This is a genomic window from Micromonospora sp. CNZ309 (genome assembly GCF_002846525.1).
Genome location: NZ_PJNG01000001.1, coordinates 4,655,319 through 4,668,712, shown reverse-complemented (window position 1 = coordinate 4,668,712; position 13,394 = coordinate 4,655,319). Strand labels below are relative to the sequence as shown.

Genomic DNA, 13,394 nt, shown 5'->3' with positions numbered 1-13,394 from the left:
GTAACGCCCTCCGGGCGCCTTGAGTACGCTCGGGGCCTGACCCCGCCCGAAATCTCCTTCTGAGGAAGCGTGCCGTGACCGAGCAGAACCCCGTGCCAGTCGATCCCGCCGACGACCTTCCCGAGCAGATGAAGGTCCGCCGGGAGAAGCGGGACCGGATGCTCGCCGAGGGCGTCGAGCCGTACCCGATCGGTTTCCCCCGGACCAGCACGCTGGCCGACCTCCGGCAGAAGTACGCCGAGCTGCCCACCGACACCGCCACGGGCGACCGGGTCTCGGTCACCGGTCGGGTGATCTTCGTACGCAACACCGGCAAGCTCTGCTTCGCCACGCTGCGCGACGGCGACGGCACGGAGTTGCAGGCCATGCTCTCCCTCGACCGGGTCGGCGCCGACCGGCTGAACGACTGGAAGCGCCTGGTCGACCTCGGTGACCTCGTCGGGGTGACCGGCGAGGTGATCACCAGCCGGCGCGGCGAGCTGTCCGTGCTGGCCGAGCAGTGGGCGGTCACGGCGAAGGCGCTGCGCCCGCTGCCGGTGGCGCACAAGCCGCTGAGCGAGGAGGCGCGGGTCCGGCAGCGCTACGTGGACCTGATCGTCCGGCCGCAGGCCCGCCAGATGGTGCGCACCCGGGCCGCAGCCGTACGCAGCCTGCGCGACTCGCTGCACGGCCGGGACTTCATCGAGGTGGAGACCCCGATGCTCCAGCTGCTGCACGGCGGCGCGGCGGCCCGGCCATTCGTGACCCACAGCAATGCACTGAGCACCGATCTGTATCTGCGAATCGCGCCGGAACTGTTTCTCAAGCGGGCCGTCGTCGGTGGCGTCGACCGGGTCTTCGAGATCAACCGCAACTTCCGTAATGAAGGTGTCGACTCTTCGCACTCGCCCGAGTTCGCGATGCTCGAGGCATACGAGGCCTACGGCGACTACGACACCATGGCCGAGCTGACCCGAAATCTCGTGCAGCAGGCGGCGATCGCCGTCGGCGGGTCGACCGTGGTGACGCACGCCGACGGCCGGGAGTTCGATCTGGGCGGCGAGTGGCGCTCGGTGACCCTCTTCGGGGTGCTTTCCGAGGCGCTCGGCGAGGAGGTCACCGTACGCACCGAGCGCGCCCGCCTCGTGGAGTACGCCGACAAGGTGGGTTTGGCGGTCGACCCCAAGTGGGGGCCGGGCAAGCTGGCGGAGGAGCTGTTCGAGGAACTGGTGGTGCCGGGCCTGACGGCGCCCACCTTCGTCCGCGACTACCCGGAGGAGACCAGCCCGCTGACCCGGGCGCACCGCAGCGAGCCCGGACTGGCCGAGAAGTGGGACCTCTACGTGCTCGGCTTCGAGCTCGGGACCGCGTACTCCGAGCTGGTGGACCCGGTGGTGCAGCGGGAGCGGCTGGTGGCCCAGGCGCAGCTCGCCGCCCGCGGCGACGACGAGGCCATGCGGCTGGACGAGGACTTTCTCCGGGCGATGGAGTACGGAATGCCGCCGGCCGGGGGTATGGGAATGGGAATCGACCGGCTGTTGATGGCCCTCACGGGCCTGGGAATTCGGGAAACCATCCTCTTCCCCCTGGTTCGCCCGGAGTAGTCGCGCATCTCCACCGGGTCGTTACCGCATCCTATTGACGCGGCAAGCGTCGCGCGGGTTATCGTGCTTACAGTTTGCAGGAGCACCCTGCTCGAAAGGAATGTGGGACGTGGCCAAGCAGATCATTCATAAGCTGGTCGATGACCTGGACGGCGGGGACGCTGACGAGACGGTCAAGTTCGCGCTCGACGGCGTTCAGTACGAGATCGACCTGTCGAGCTCGAACGCCGAGAAATTGCGCGACGTATTCGCCCCGTACATCGCCCACGGCAGCAAGGTGGGCAGGGGCGGCGTCGTCGTCGGCGGCCGGGCCGCGCGCGGTCGGGGTGGCGCCACCGCCGACCGGGAGCAGAACAAGGCGATCCGCGCCTGGGCCAAGAAGGCCGGCAAGGACATCTCCGACCGGGGTCGGATCCCCCAGGAGATCGTCGACGAGTACCACGCGAAGGCCGGTCACTGACCGGACCCTCGACGGGCGACCACGACGCCGGGCCGGAGCACGACTCCGGGCCGGCGTCGCCGTATCCGCCCGGCTGGCTCCGGGCCGGGCTCGCCGTATCCGCCCGCGACGGCAGCCGAGCGGGAAGAATTCCGTCCCGACGGTCGTTGTCCACAGCCGGTGGAGAGTCTGTCCACAGCCTGTGGACGACCCTCCGCGCGGTCCGGATCCGGGCCGCGCAGGCACCGGCGCGACCCGCATGACGGGTTCTGCGACCGCGCCGAATTTCGCTCTGCGCGTACAGGTAGGGGTACCGGAACACCCCCTGAGCGCGGACGGTTGTGCAAAACGGCGCGTACACGGCCTCCGGCGGGGACACGCGACCTCAGCGGAGTCGGTTCGCGGCGATAGAGTAAGGAGGCACGGACGCCCGTCCCGGTCGTCCGCGCACCGGCCCCGCCACGACTTCTTGACCATCAAGATCGAGTGCGCACGGCACGTGAGGAGCACGAGGGCATGTTCGAGCGGTTCACCGACCGAGCGCGACGGGTTGTCGTCCTGGCCCAAGAAGAGGCCCGGATGCTCAACCACAACTACATCGGTACGGAACACATCCTGCTGGGCCTGATCCACGAGGGTGAGGGCGTCGCCGCCAAGGCTCTGGAGAGCCTCGGCATCTCCCTGGAGGGTGTGCGACAGCAGGTCGAGGAGATCATCGGCCAGGGTCAGCAGGCGCCGAGCGGGCACATCCCGTTCACGCCGCGGGCCAAGAAGGTGCTGGAGCTGTCGCTGCGCGAGGCGCTTCAGCTCGGCCACAACTACATCGGCACGGAGCACATCCTGCTCGGGCTGATCCGCGAGGGTGAGGGCGTCGCCGCCCAGGTGCTGGTCAAGCTCGGCGCCGACCTCAACCGGGTCCGCCAGCAGGTGATCCAGCTGCTCTCGGGCTACCAGGGCAAGGAGCCGGCCGCGGCGGGCGCCGCGCCGGGCGAGGCCGCGCCGTCCACCAGCCTCGTGCTGGACCAGTTCGGCCGCAACCTGACCCAGGCCGCCCGCGAGGGCAAGCTCGACCCGGTCATCGGGCGCGAGAAGGAAATCGAGCGGGTCATGCAGGTGCTCTCCCGCCGCACCAAGAACAACCCGGTCCTGATCGGTGAGCCCGGCGTCGGCAAGACCGCCGTGGTGGAGGGGCTGTCCCAGAAGATCATCAAGGGCGAGGTGCCCGAGACGCTGAAGGACAAGCAGCTCTACACGCTCGACCTCGGTGCCCTGGTCGCCGGTTCCCGCTACCGTGGTGACTTCGAGGAGCGCCTCAAGAAGGTGCTCAAGGAGATCCGCACCCGCGGCGACATCATCCTCTTCATCGACGAGATCCACACCCTGGTCGGCGCCGGTGCCGCCGAGGGCGCGATCGACGCGGCGAGCATCCTCAAGCCGATGCTGGCCCGCGGCGAGCTGCAGACCATCGGTGCGACCACGCTCGACGAATACCGCAAGCACCTGGAGAAGGACGCGGCCCTCGAGCGCCGCTTCCAGCCGATCCAGGTGGGTGAGCCGTCGCTGGCGCACACCATCGAGATCCTCAAGGGCCTGCGCGACCGCTACGAGGCGCACCACCGGGTGAGCATCACCGACGCCGCTCTCGTGGCCGCCGCGACGCTGGCCGACCGTTACATCTCCGACCGCTTCCTGCCGGACAAGGCGATCGACCTCATCGACGAGGCCGGCGCCCGGATGCGGATCCGCCGGATGACCGCGCCGCCGGACCTGCGCGACTTCGACGAGCGCATCGCCCAGGTGCGTCGCGACAAGGAGTCCGCGATCGACGCGCAGGACTTCGAGCGCGCCGCCCAGCTGCGCGACAAGGAGAAGCAGCTCCTCGGGCAGAAGGCCCAGCGGGAGAAGGAGTGGAAGGCCGGTGACCTGGACGTCGTCAGCGAGGTCGACGACGAGCAGATCGCCGAGGTGCTCGGCAACTGGACCGGCATCCCGGTCTACAAGCTGACCGAGGAGGAGACCTCGCGCCTGCTGCGCATGGAGGACGAGCTGCACAAGCGCGTCATCGGCCAGGAGGACGCGGTCAAGGCGGTCTCGAAGGCGATCCGGCGTACCCGGGCCGGCCTGAAGGACCCGAAGCGCCCCTCGGGCTCGTTCATCTTCGCCGGCCCGTCCGGTGTCGGTAAGACCGAGCTCTCCAAGGCGCTGGCCGAGTTCCTCTTCGGCAGCGAGGACGCCCTCATCCAGCTGGACATGTCCGAGTTCCACGACCGCTACACGGTCTCCCGGCTGGTGGGTGCCCCTCCCGGCTACGTCGGCTACGACGAGGGCGGCCAGCTGACCGAGAAGGTGCGGCGTCGGCCGTTCTCGGTGGTCCTCTTCGACGAGATCGAGAAGGCCCACCCGGACGTGTTCAACACGCTGCTCCAGATCCTGGAGGACGGTCGGCTCACCGACGGTCAGGGCCGGATCGTGGACTTCAAGAACACGGTCATCATCCTGACCACCAACCTGGGCACCCGCGACGTCGCCAAGGCGGTCTCGCTCGGCTTCCAGGCGTCGGAGGACTCCGAGTCCAACTACGACCGGATGAAGCAGAAGGTCAACGACGAGCTCAAGCAGCACTTCCGGCCTGAGTTCCTCAACCGGATCGACGACACCATCGTCTTCCACCAGCTGCGCGAGCTGGAGATCCTGTCGATCGTCGACATCATGATCCAGCGGATCGAGGGCCAGCTGCGGAACAAGGACATGGGCCTGGAGCTGACCGACAACGCCAAGAAGTACCTGGCGAAGAAGGGCTTCGACCCGGTGCTCGGCGCGCGTCCGCTGCGTCGCACGATTCAGCGCGACATCGAGGACAATCTGTCCGAGCGGATCCTCTTCAACGAGCTGACCCCGGGTCAGATCGTGGTGGTGGACTGCGAGGGCGATCCGGAGAACATCGACAAGTCCAAGCTCGTCTTCAAGGGCGCGGACCGGCCGGCCACCGTGCCGGACGCCGTCCCGGCCGACCTCGGCGGCACCGCCGCCGCTGGCGCGGACGAGTAGGGCAGCAACAGCGGAAAGGGCGGCGGCCCGGTGGCACTCCCACCGGGCCGCCGCCCTCTCTGCACTTTCCACCCTTTCCTGGCCGGTCACGTAGTCCTGATGCCGGTTGACGACCCTTTCCGGCGGGCTGGACCCCCAGCACCGGCATGGTCGGCGCCGGTTGACGCTGGTCTGAACGCGGGGCGAGCAGCGCGGCGACGGGCGGGCAGGCCGAGATCGCCGACGCCGCCGGTGGGCGCGGTCACCGGAACCAGCAGACCGGCGTCCACCTCCCGAGCAGCCCGGGCATGGTCCAGTCCAGGATCGCCCACAGGTCGGTCCGTCGACGGGCCTACGGGCAGCGGCGGGCACGGTGCCGGACGTCCGACGGACCTTTCCCGCCGATCCGCGAGCCCCACGCGCCCCGCTGCCATCCACGACGCTCAGCCACGGTGATCAGGACCCCATGGACCGTAAAGCAGCCGGATAACGCCCATGGAGTCCTGATCACCGTGCGGCCATCTCGCGCTTGCGAGGCAACGGCCCGGCGGCGGACGGCGGACCGGCCGGCCCTGGCCGGCAGCCCGGTCAGGTCGGTGCGCAGCGGGAACAGGTTGCTGTGCCGCTCGGGAATGGTGTGCGTTTCGGGCGCGGTGTGCCGTTCGGGAAGGATGTCCGGTTGGGCAGGATGTCCGTTCCAGGCATGCCGGGTGGTTCGGGCACGCCGGGTTCGGGCACGGCGGGTGGTTCGGGCATGGTGGTGCGGTTCGGGCGTGGCGTCCGGTTCACGGTCGGTGCGCTCCGGCCGGCTCGTCCAGTTTCGTGGGGGTTTGGGGGTGGTGCGGGTCACCGGGTCGGTGGGCATGGGTCGGGGGCCCCGGTCGTTGTATCCATCGTGAGCGCGTGACCCCCCGGCAGGCCCTGCGGTGCCCGGGCCGAGTCACCCCCCTGCGGTGCCCGGGCCGAGTCGCCCCTTGCGGTGGCCGGGCGTGAGGCCGGAATGCCGGCCGGGTCCGCGTCGTTGCATCCCCCGGGACGCGCCCCACCCCCCAGCCGTAGGGCGCACCCCTTCTCCCTGGTTTCGACCCTTTCCCCCTTTCGCGGCACACCCGCCCCCCCTTTGGCGTGTGTCCGCGTACCCCCGATCGGAAGGTGCCGACCATCATGCGTACCGACATCCTGCGTAAGACCGCCCTGACCGCTGCCGGACTCGCCGTCACCGGCGGCGCCATCGCCGGCCCCCTCACCACCTTCGCCTCGCCCGCCCACGCCAACCCCGCCTCCGCCTCGGTCGCCCAGGACCGCAAGAACGGCGAGCGCGAACTCGGCGTGCGCTACGAAGCCCAGCCCAACTTCTACTACTGCGGCCCCGCCGCCGCCCGCAACGCCCTGAGCGTGCAGGGCAAGAACATCGACGTCGACGGCATGGCCCAGCGCATGGGCACCACCGAAGCCGGCACCAACTCCATCAACGACATCACCCCCGTACTCAACAAGGAAACCGGCCGCGACGCCTACCAGTCCGTCGAGATCCGCGAACCCAAGGCCGACGACAAGCAGACCGACAAGCTACGCGCCGACATCGTCACCGCCATCGACGAAGGCCACGCCGTCGTCGCCAACATCGCCGGCACCGCCACCGACACCGACGCCACCACCCACTCCTTCGAAGGCGGGCACTACATCAGCGTCGTCGGCTACCGCGACAACGGCAACACCGTCACCATCGCCGACTCCGCCGACCCCAACCAGGCCTCCTACCGCATGAACATCGACAACCTCGCCGACTGGATCGCCACCCGCGGCTACACCGCCTGACCACGACACCACCCACCACGCACCACGCAACGACGACAAGGGCCGGCCCCACCCGGGGACCGGCCCTTTCGTCATGCCGCCGAGCCGGGCGTAGAGCGAACCGGGGACGCCACGCCGCCGAGCCGGAGCGTTGCGCCGAGTCCGGGGCGAGCCGAGGGCGTCGGCGCACCGGATCGGCCCGAGTCCGGCGTTGCGCCGAGCCCGGCCCGCGTCGAGGGGCCTCGGCCCATCGGGCCGGCGCAAGCTCGTGTTGCGCCGAGCCGGGCGATTCGAGGGCCTATCGGGCCGGCCCGAGCCCGGCGTCGAGCCCGGGGCGAGTCGAGGTGCGTCAGCCCACCGGGACCGGCGGTCCGTCGCCGACGAGGCGGAACGAGGATTCGCCGACCGGCTCCACGAGGCCGTCCCGCACCAGCCCGGCGAGGGCCCGGGACCGCTGGACGTCGTCGGCCCACACCTGGTCGAGCCGTTGGTGCGGCACCGGCCCGGTGGCCTCGCGCAGTACGCCGAGCAGCAGCCCGCGTACCTGCCGGTCGGTGCCGGCGTACCGCTGGGGGCGGCGGGTCGGACCCGCGGGCGCCTCGCGGCCGGACGCGCGCCAGGCGCAGACCGACTCGACGGGGCAGGCCCCGCAGCGGGGCGACCGGGCGACGCAGATCACCGCGCCCAGCTCCATGAACGCCGCGCTGGCCAGGGCGGCGGCGGCCGGTTCGGTGGGGAGCAGTTCCTCGGTGGCGACCAGGTCGGCCGGGCGGGTGACCGGGCCGGCGTCCGGTTCGCCGGCGATGGCGCGGCAGACGACCCGTCGTACGTTGGTGTCGACCACCGGGTGCCGCTGACCGTACGCGAACGCGGCGACCGCCCGGGCCGTGTACGTGCCGACGCCCGGCAGTGCCAGCAGTTGGTCGAGCCGGTCCGGGACGTGGCCCCCGTGGCGCTCGACGATCGCCACGGCGCAGCCCCGCAGCCGTACCGCCCGGCGGGGGTAGCCGAGCCGTCCCCACATCCGGATCGCCTCGGCGGGGCTGTCCGCCGCCAGGGCGGCCGGCTCCGACCAGCGCGCCAGCCAGGCCTCCCAGGCGGGGAGCACGCGGACGACCGGCGTCTGCTGGAGCATGACCTCGCTGACCAGGATGGCCCACGGGCTCACGTCGGGCCCGCGCCAGGGCAGGTCGCGGGCGTTCTGCTCGTACCACCGGCTGACCAGGGTGGCGAAAGTGGGCTCAGTCATCGCGCCGCCGATGATGTCACGCGGCCCACGACCGGAGCGGCGCGGGCGACGACGCGCCGCCGGCTCGCCCCGGCCTGCGGTGGCCCGGCTGCCCGCCTCGCCCCGGCCTGCGGCGGCCCGGCCGCCCGCCGCGTCGCGTCCCGGTCGAGGCCGGGGCCGCACCCCGGCGCCTCCCGCCCGCCGCATAGCGTCCCGCTGGCTGGGCGGTGCGGGCGGGGCGCTAGCGGCGGCGGCGGACGGATCGGGCAGAATGCCCGGATGAACGAGCTCGCGATCACCGTCATCGGCCGGGACCGGCCGGGCATCGTGGCCGACGTCGCCGAGGTGCTGGCCCGGCTCGGCGCGAACCTCACCGACAGCACGATGACCCGGCTGCGGGGGCACTTCGCGATGACCCTGATCTGCGTGGGCCCGGCCGCCGCCGACGTCGAGGCCGCGCTGGCGCTGCTCTCCGCCGACGGCCAGCTGCTGGCGACCGTACGCGCGGTCACCCCCGACGGTGAGACGGCTCCCGCCGGCGAGCCGTACGTGATGGCGGTGCATGGCGCGGACCGGATGGGCATCGTGGCGGCGATGACCCGGGTGCTCGCCGACGCCGGCGGCAACGTCACCGACCTGAGCACCCGGCTGGCCGGTGCGCTCTACGTCGTGGTGGCCGAGGTGGAGTTGCCGCCCGGTACGGCGGACGAGCTGGCCGGACGGTTGACCGCGACGGCTGCGGAACTGGGCGTCGGGGTGACCCTGCGCCCGGCAGATCCGGACGTGCTGTGACCGGCGGCGAACGCGGCCCGGACAGCGAGGCGTACGCGGGCCTCGGCGACTGGACCCCGGATTCGCTGGGCGTGCCGGGGGAGGTGCGGCCCGTGGTGTCCGCCCCGGAGCCGGTGCTCACCTACGTCGGCGGCGAGGTGGACCCGACCGCCGAGGAGACCGTACGGCTGGCCGCCGACCTGATCGCCACCATGCGGGTGTCGCCGGGCTGCGTCGGGCTGGCCGCCCCGCAGATCGGTGTGGCCGCGCGGGTCTTCGCGGTGGACGTGGTCGGCCACCCGAAGGCGCTCACCGTGCACGGCACCTTCGTGCTCTGCAACGCGCGGGTCGTCGAGGCGAGCCGGTGGAAGGTCGCCCGGGAGGGCTGCATGTCGGTGCCCGACCTGACGGGGGACGTCAAGCGGGCGAGCCGGCTGGTGGTGGAGGGCGTGCTGCCGGGCACCGGCCGGCCCGTACGGCTGGTGACGGACGGGTTCGAGGCGCGGGCCCTCCAGCACGAGATCGACCACTGCGCCGGCCTGCTCTTCCTGGACCGGGTCGCCGGCGCCCACGCCATCTACCAGCGCAAGGTGTACCTCTGAGTGGCGCCGGCACGTCGACCGAGCGTCGCCGACGGGACACGGTCGGCAGGCACAACCGTCGCAAGTGGAGGGTCGGCGCGGTGAGCCGCGGCGGCCTCGGCGCGTCGCGCGGTGCTGGCGTGCTCCGCGCCGCTACGGTGGGGGCATCATGCGTCTGACGGTCGGCCCCCTGCCCCCCGCCGTTTACTGGCGGCGTCGCGCCGTCGTACTCGGAGCGGGGCTTCTCTTCCTGATTGTCCTGCTCTATTCGTGCACCGGTTCGAGCCGGAACGCGAACAAGAACGGCGACGCGCAGCCCTCTGCGGGCGCGACGTCGTCCGGTGCCTCGCCGGAACCCACCGGCTCGGTGCTCACCCCGCAGACCGGGGCGCCCGCGCCGGGCGCGCCGGGCGGTCCCGACGCCGGTGAACCGTCGGGTGGTTCCGCCGGTGACCCGCCGGGTGGCTCGGGCACCACCGATACGCCGCCGGTGGCGCCCGTGGTGCCGGCCGTCGACGAAGGCACCTGCACGGACGCCGAGATCACGGTGACCCCGGTGGCCCAGCCCGCCTCGGTGGTGCGCGGGGCCGTCGTGGACCTGCAACTCAAGATCAAGAACCGGTCGGAGCGGACGTGCAGCCGCGACGTCGGCGCCTCCGTACAGGAGTTGTTCATCAAGTCGGGGGCGGAGAAGATCTGGTCGTCCGACACGTGCGGCACCGCCCAGGGCGCCGACGTGCAGTCCTTCACCCCGGGCTTCGAACGCTCCTACCAGGTGGGCTGGAACGGCCGCGACACCACCAAGTGCGCCAACGGGGTGGCGGCGGGCCCGCACCCGCCGGCCGGCACCTACCAGGTCTTCGCCCGGGTCGGCACCAAGCTCAGCGAGCCGGTCAAGCTCACCGTCACCAACTGACCGCCCGCACGCCCCGCGCTGTCCTCCGCCCGACCGTCAGCGGGTGCCGGGCGGTCAGGAACGGCCCGCCTCGGCCGTCTGGCTCGCCCAGTGCCGTCCAGCGCCGCCCACTGCTCGACGCAGCCGGTGCCGGGCCTCGGACGGTGTGCACCACGGCCTGGGCCCGCCCGGGACACGGGTCGCTCCGGTACGCGCACCGGTCGCCGCCGGGGCGGGTCGAGGTGCCCAGGCCCGGCCGGGGTCAGACGTAGCGTTCGAGGATCGACGCCTCGGCGAGCCGGGACAGCCCCTCGCGTACGCCCCGGGCGCGGGCGTCGCCGACCCCCTCGACGGCCTGGAGATCCTCGACCGTGGCCCCCAGCAGGCGCTGGAGACTGCCGAAGTGCACGACGAGGCGGTCGACCACGGTCACCGGCAGCCGGGGCACCTTGGCCAGCAGCCGGAAGCCGCGCGGGCTGACCGCCGCGTCGAGGGCGTCGGACGCGGCCGGGTAGCCGATCGCCTTGGCGACCGCGACCAGGTCGATCAGCTCGGTGGCGCCCAGCAGATCGAGCTCCACCAGCGCCTCGTCGAGGGTGCGGGACTTCCGGCCGGCCGGCAGGTAGTCCCGGATCACCAGGGTGCGGTCGGCGTCGACGCCGGCCATCAGCTCGTCGAGCTGGAGGGCGAGCAGCCGGCCGTCGGTGCCCAGTTCCACCACGTAGCCGGCGATCTCGTCGGCGATCCGGCGGACCATCTCCAGCCGCTGCACGACGGCGACCGCGTCCCGTACGGTGACCAGGTCCTCGATCTCCAGGGCCGAGAGGGTGCCGGAGACCTCGTCCAGCCGGAGCTTGTAGCGCTCCAGCGTGGCGAGCGCCTGGTTGGCGCGGGACAGGATCGCCGCCGAGTCGTCCAGCACGTGCCGCTGGCCGTTGACGTAGAGGCTGATGATCCGCATCGACTGGCTGACCGAGATCACGGGGTAGCCCGTCTGCCGGGCGACCCGCTCGGCCGTGCGGTGCCGGGTGCCGGACTCCTCGGTGGGGATGGTCGGGTCGGGCATCAGGTGCACGGCGGCCCGCACGATGCGCGTGCCGTCGCTGGAGAGCACGACCGCGCCGTCCATCTTGCACAGCTCCCGCACCCGGGTGGCGGAGAACTCGACGTCGAGCGGGAACCCGCCGGTGCAGAGGCCCTCGACCACCTTGTCGTAGCCGAGGACGATCAGCGCGCCCGTCCGGCCGCGCAGGATGCGCTCGAGACCGTCGCGCAGCGCGGTGCCCGGGGCCATCAGGGCCAGGTTTGCCCGCAGCGGGTCGCCAGCGCCCCCGGCGCCCCCGGCGCCGCCGGTCACGGTCACGCTGATCGCGCGGGCGGGGGACACGGCGCCGGTGCGGGCGTGGGGTGTCGCGCCAGCAGGCTTGGCGGTGTCGCGGTCGGTCGGCACGGGCACAGTCTACGGACTGCCCTGCGGTGGGTGCTGTCGTGGTTACTGTGATGTGTCACGATGCCCCACCTCGCCCGGACCGTGGGCCGGCGTCCGAGCTGTCCGGTATCACGGCATAAGCTCCGTCGGGCGCCACCGGCGGTCACTCGGCGGACACCCGGGCGACGGCCTGGAGCGCCGCGCGCACGTCGGTCACCTCGATCACCCGCATGTCCCCGGGGGTGACGCCGGTGCTGTCGGGGCCGCAGCCGGTCGGCACCAGCGCGAGCCGGAACCCGAGCCGGGCCGCCTCGGCCAGCCGGCGCGGCACCGCCCCGACGCGGCGCACCTCGCCGGTCAGGCCGACCTCGCCGATCGCCACCAGGTGCGGCGCGATGGCCAGGTTGAGCCCGCCCGAGGCGACGGCGAGGGCGACGGCGAGGTCGGCCGCCGGCTCCACCACCCGGATGCCGCCGACGGTGGCCGCGAAGACCTCCCGGTCGTGCAGGGTCAGCCGCTCGGTGCGGCGCTGGAGCACCGCCAGCACCATCGCCAGGCGGGCCGAGTCGAGCCCCGAGACCGTCCGCCGGGGCGAGCCGGCCACGGTCGCGCCGATCAGCGCCTGCACCTCGGTGACGAGCGCCCGGCGGCCCTCCATGGCCACCGTGACGCAGGTGCCGGGCACCGGCTCCGAGTAGCGGGTCAGGAAGAGCCCGGAGGGGTCGGCCAGGCTGCTGATGCCGCCCTCGTGCATCTCGAAGCAACCCACCTCGTCGGCGGCGCCGAACCGGTTCTTCACCCCGCGCACCATGCGCAGCGAGGAGTGCTTGTCGCCCTCGAAGTGCAGCACCACGTCGACCAGGTGCTCCAGCACCCGGGGGCCGGCCACCTGGCCGTCCTTGGTGACGTGACCGACCAGCACCGTGGCGATGCCGCGCTCCTTGGCCACCGACACCAGGGCGGCGGTGACCGCCCGCACCTGGGTCACCCCGCCCGAGACCCCCTCGGCGTTGCTGGTGGAGATGGTCTGCACCGAGTCGAGCACCAGCAGGCCCGGCTTGACCGCGTCGAGGTGGCCGAGCACGGCGGCGAGGTCGCTCTCGGCGGCGAGGTAGAGCTGGTCGTGCAGGGCGCCCATCCGCTCGGCGCGCAGCCGGACCTGGCTGACCGACTCCTCGCCGCTGACCACCAGGGAGGGGCTGCCCGCGCCGGCGGCCCACTGCTGGGCCACGTCGAGCAGCAGGGTGGACTTGCCGACGCCCGGCTCCCCGGCGAGCAGCACCACCGCGCCGGGGACCAGGCCGCCACCGAGGACCCGGTCGAGCTCGCTGACGCCGGTGGGGCGGGCCCGGGCCGGCGCGGCGCTGATGGTGGCGATCGGCCGGGCCGGCTCGGCCGGCATCCGGGAGCTGACCACCTTTCCGGAGACCGTGGGGCCGGTGACCGTGCACTCGACCACCGAGCCCCACTCGCCGCACTCCGGGCAGCGCCCGACCCACTTCGGCGGCTGGTGGCCGCAGGCGTCGCACTCGTAGGCCGGCCGGGGCTCGCGCGCGGCGGCGCGGCCGCGCCCGCCGGCCCCGCCGGCGCGGGGGGAGGTCGATCGGGAGGTGGTCACATTGGGACGTTAGTCCCCGGGTACGA

At 72.5% G+C, this 13,394-nt stretch carries 10 protein-coding genes; 7 read left to right on the top strand and 3 right to left on the bottom strand.

Going from position 1 to position 13,394, the window contains the following annotated elements; all coding sequences use genetic code 11:
• The first annotated feature begins 74 nt into the window (after positions 1-74).
• The 4 genes from lysS (at position 75) to CLT72_RS19610 (ending at position 6,867) form a co-directional block, all read left to right on the top strand.
• On the top strand, positions 75-1,583 hold the full coding sequence (lysS, locus tag CLT72_RS19625; RefSeq protein WP_101413043.1) for a lysine--tRNA ligase: 1,509 nt from the start codon (positions 75-77) through the stop codon (positions 1,581-1,583).
• Between the two features lie 109 nt (positions 1,584-1,692).
• The gene (locus CLT72_RS19620) at positions 1,693-2,043 is read left to right on the top strand and encodes a histone-like nucleoid-structuring protein Lsr2 (protein WP_308220812.1); all 351 of its coding nucleotides are present in this window, start codon (positions 1,693-1,695) and stop codon (positions 2,041-2,043) included.
• A 495-nt stretch (positions 2,044-2,538) separates the two neighbouring features.
• Positions 2,539-5,070: an ATP-dependent Clp protease ATP-binding subunit gene (locus CLT72_RS19615; RefSeq protein ID WP_101413042.1), complete on the top strand. Its 2,532-nt coding sequence runs from the start codon at positions 2,539-2,541 to the stop codon at positions 5,068-5,070.
• 1,143 nt (positions 5,071-6,213) lie between these two features.
• Positions 6,214-6,867 (top strand): C39 family peptidase, encoded by a 654-nt coding sequence (locus CLT72_RS19610; RefSeq protein WP_101413041.1) that lies wholly within the window; start codon positions 6,214-6,216, stop codon positions 6,865-6,867.
• Between the two features lie 328 nt (positions 6,868-7,195).
• On the opposite strand, the gene CLT72_RS19605 is transcribed toward CLT72_RS19610, so the two are convergent.
• Positions 7,196-8,095 carry an HhH-GPD family protein gene (locus CLT72_RS19605; RefSeq protein ID WP_101413040.1) on the bottom strand — a complete coding sequence of 300 codons (900 nt, stop codon included), beginning with the start codon at positions 8,093-8,095 and terminating at the stop codon, positions 7,196-7,198.
• A 258-nt stretch (positions 8,096-8,353) separates the two neighbouring features.
• Here CLT72_RS19605 and CLT72_RS19600 point away from each other — a divergent pair, with 258 nt between their 5' ends.
• The 3 genes from CLT72_RS19600 to CLT72_RS19590 all read left to right on the top strand — a co-directional run bounded on the left by CLT72_RS19600 (position 8,354) and on the right by CLT72_RS19590 (position 10,342).
• A complete protein-coding gene (locus CLT72_RS19600; protein ID WP_101413039.1) occupies positions 8,354-8,866 on the top strand; it encodes an ACT domain-containing protein in 513 nt (170 codons plus the stop codon).
• On the top strand, positions 8,863-9,447 hold the full coding sequence (locus CLT72_RS19595; protein WP_101413038.1) for a peptide deformylase: 585 nt from the start codon (positions 8,863-8,865) through the stop codon (positions 9,445-9,447). Before CLT72_RS19600 ends, CLT72_RS19595 begins: the two co-directional genes overlap by 4 nt.
• 148 nt (positions 9,448-9,595) lie before the next feature.
• On the top strand, positions 9,596-10,342 hold the full coding sequence (locus CLT72_RS19590) for a hypothetical protein (protein WP_101413037.1): 747 nt from the start codon (positions 9,596-9,598) through the stop codon (positions 10,340-10,342).
• Positions 10,343-10,583: 241 nt separating this feature from the next.
• Here CLT72_RS19590 and disA read toward each other — a convergent pair whose 3' ends face one another.
• Together disA and radA are read right to left on the bottom strand one after the other, a co-directional pair.
• On the bottom strand, positions 10,584-11,771 hold the full coding sequence (gene disA, locus CLT72_RS19585; RefSeq protein WP_101413036.1) for a DNA integrity scanning diadenylate cyclase DisA: 1,188 nt from the start codon (positions 11,769-11,771) through the stop codon (positions 10,584-10,586).
• 142 nt (positions 11,772-11,913) lie between these two features.
• Positions 11,914-13,368: a DNA repair protein RadA gene (gene radA / locus CLT72_RS19580; protein ID WP_101413035.1), complete on the bottom strand. Its 1,455-nt coding sequence runs from the start codon at positions 13,366-13,368 to the stop codon at positions 11,914-11,916.
• Positions 13,369-13,394: the final 26 nt, after the last annotated feature.